This is a genomic window from Pseudomonas sp. P5_A2_2 (genome assembly GCF_054177685.1).
The window spans coordinates 1-2,682 of the sequence record NZ_JBGCUL010000625.1 but is presented as its reverse complement, the minus strand read 5'-3'; the positions used below and the strand labels follow the sequence as shown (position 1 = coordinate 2,682).

The window sequence follows — 2,682 nt, the reverse complement described above, 5'->3', positions numbered from 1 at the left end:
ACCGGAAGGTTCGGTGATCGAGCGGGTATCGTCGTAGATATTCTTGATTGCGGCGCAAAGTTCATCGTTGCTGACCGTCACCACCTCATCGACGCAAAACCGGCAGACCTCAAACCCGTAAGCGCCGATCTGCGCCACCGCCACCCCGTCGGCGAAGGTGCCGACGCTGGGCAGGATCACTCGCTCACCGRCCAGCAACGCCGCTTGCAGGCACGCGGAATGCTCCGACTCGACGCCGATGATGCGCACCTGCGGTCGCAAGTATTTGACGTAAGCGGCGATGCCCGCGATCAGCCCCCCGCCACCCACCGGCACGAAGATCGCATCCAGCGGCCCTTGATGCTGGCGCAGGATTTCCATGGCCACCGTGCCTTGGCCGGCGATCACTTGCGGGTCGTCGAAAGGCGAAACAAAGGTGCGACCGGTTTCCCGGGCCAGGTCCAGCGCATAGGCCAGGGCAAACGGAAAACTTTCGCCGTGCAATACTGCATCGGCGCCGCGACTGCGCACCCCGATGACCTTCAATTGCGGCGTCGTACAGGGCATGACGATGGTGGCGTCGATCCCCAACTCCCGTGCCGCCAGCGCCACGCCCTGCGCATGATTGCCTGCAGAAGCCGTGACCACGCCGCGAGCCTTTTGCGCTTCGCTCAGCTGCACCAGCTTGTTGTAGGCGCCGCGGATCTTGAAGGAAAAGGTCGGTTGCAAGTCTTCGCGCTTGAGCAGGACCTGGTTGCCCAAGGCTTCAGACAAGGCCGGCGCCGCTTGCAACGGCGTGCGCACCGCCAGTTCATACACCGGCGCGGCAAGGATCTTTTTGACGTAGCGTTCAAGCAGGGCTTGCTGATCGGTTGTAAAACTCATTCTCGTCTCCTGACGTTGATCGGGGCCCGGGAGACAGAAAGTAAAAACCCGCCTCGAGGGCGGGTTGGGTACTGCAGCCGTGAGCTAGCCCGCCAAATGAGGAATGGCGGTAATAATGCTTGGCTGGCAGCGCAATACAGTGGAAGTCATGGCTCGAAATTAGCCGGGTGCTGATGGCAAGTCAATGGCAAGTTTTTGTAGAGGTCTTTAGTCAGCCGGCAGCTTCAACCCGACTTTGTAAACGCCACCGTTCTCCTCATCGGTCAACACATACAAATAGCCATCCGGCCCCTGCCGCACATCGCGAATGCGTTTTTTCAACTCCCCGAGCAAGCGCTCCTCGTGCACGACCTTGTCGCCATCGAACTCCAGGCGGATCAGTTCCTGGCTGACCAACGCGCCGATAAACACGTTGCGCTGCCAGGCCTTGAAACGGTCGGCATCGTAGAACGCCATGCCACTCAGGCCCGGGGATTTTTCCCAGACATGGTTCGGGGCAACGGTGCCTTCGACGGTATCCCCCCTGGCTTCGGGAATCGGTTGACCGGAGTAGTTGATGCCATGGGTCGCCAGCGGCCAGCCGTAATTCTTGCCACGCTCGATGATGTTGATTTCATCGCCACCCCGGGGGCCGTGTTCGTTTTCCCACAGCGTGCCGTTCCACGGGTTGAGCGCCGCGCCTTGCGGATTGCGCTGCCCGTAGGACCAGATTTCCGGGCGCACGTTGGCCTGGCCGACAAAGGGGTTGTCCTTGGGCACCGTGCCGTCCGGGTAGATCCGCACCACTTTGCCTTGCAGTTTGTCGAGGTCCTGGGCGGTCGGGCGGTCGTTGTTTTCCCCCAGGGTTACGAACAGATAGCCGTCGCGATCGAACACCAGCCGCGAGCCGAAATGGTTGCCCACCGAGAGTTTGGGCTCCTGACGCAGGATCACGTGGAAATCCTTGAGCGCCGTCATATCGTCGGAGAGCCGGCCGCGCCCCACCGCAGTACCGGCCTTGTTRTCCTCACCACCCCCTTCGGCATAGGACAGATAGACCGTCCGGTCCTGCTTGAAATCCGGTGACAACGCCACGTCCAGCAAGCCGCCCTGCCCCTTGGCCCAGACCGTCGGCACGCCATTGAGCGGTGCTGACAGCTTGCCGTCGGCGGTCACCAGTCGCAGGTTGCCGGGCCGTTCGGTCACCAGCATGCCTTTACGATCCGGCAGGAATGCCAGGGCCCAGGGGTGCTCCAGCCCCGTCACGACGGGGGTGACCTCGAGGGTGCCTTCTTCGCTTTTCATCGTCTGGGCGGGCGCGGCAAGCACAGGAACAGTGGCGCTGATCAATACGCTGGCACAGAGGGCTGCCAATAGGTTTTTGCGCAACATGCAGGATTCCTTTTCCGATGAACATGAGGTTTCGTGAAAAGTAACGGGCAGAGGTGACGCCTGCCACTCATCGGTTGTCGGTGCCGGTGTCTCGCGGGGCAGGATTGGGAATGAATTTCGGTGGGCTGGCGGGAGCGGTCCGGTCGGGATAGCGATTACCGATGCCACCGTTGTCCAGCGTCGGCGAGCGCGGGACCGGCACGGTATTGGGTCCGCGTATGGCCGGGGCGCCGGGTTGAGTGCCTTGCATGCTGTTGGGGTTGGCCCGGTTAATCGGACTGCTGTAAGGATTGTTGTTGGTACGGCCCGGCAGGTTCTGGGCCAATTGCCACGAAACAGAGGCATCGGCCCGGGCCAGTGGGCCCAATACGCCACTCAAGACCAGCACAATGGCGCCAAACACGTATCGGTTCATGGGGTGCCTCTCTACGTCGCGCGGATAAGGAC

General features: G+C 61.6%; 3 protein-coding genes. All 3 read right to left on the bottom strand.

Annotated elements, in window-relative coordinates:
• On the bottom strand, positions 1-864 hold an 864-nt coding region (gene ilvA / locus ACXRVY_RS23260), incomplete at its 3' end, for a threonine ammonia-lyase, biosynthetic (protein ID WP_458238351.1).
• A 207-nt stretch (positions 865-1,071) separates the two neighbouring features.
• On the bottom strand, positions 1,072-2,235 hold the full coding sequence (locus ACXRVY_RS23255) for a PQQ-dependent sugar dehydrogenase (RefSeq protein WP_223458132.1): 1,164 nt from the start codon (positions 2,233-2,235) through the stop codon (positions 1,072-1,074).
• A 67-nt stretch (positions 2,236-2,302) separates the two neighbouring features.
• Positions 2,303-2,650 carry a hypothetical protein gene (locus tag ACXRVY_RS23250; protein WP_223458134.1) on the bottom strand — a complete coding sequence of 116 codons (348 nt, stop codon included), beginning with the start codon at positions 2,648-2,650 and terminating at the stop codon, positions 2,303-2,305.
• Between the last annotated feature and the right edge of the window lie 32 nt (positions 2,651-2,682).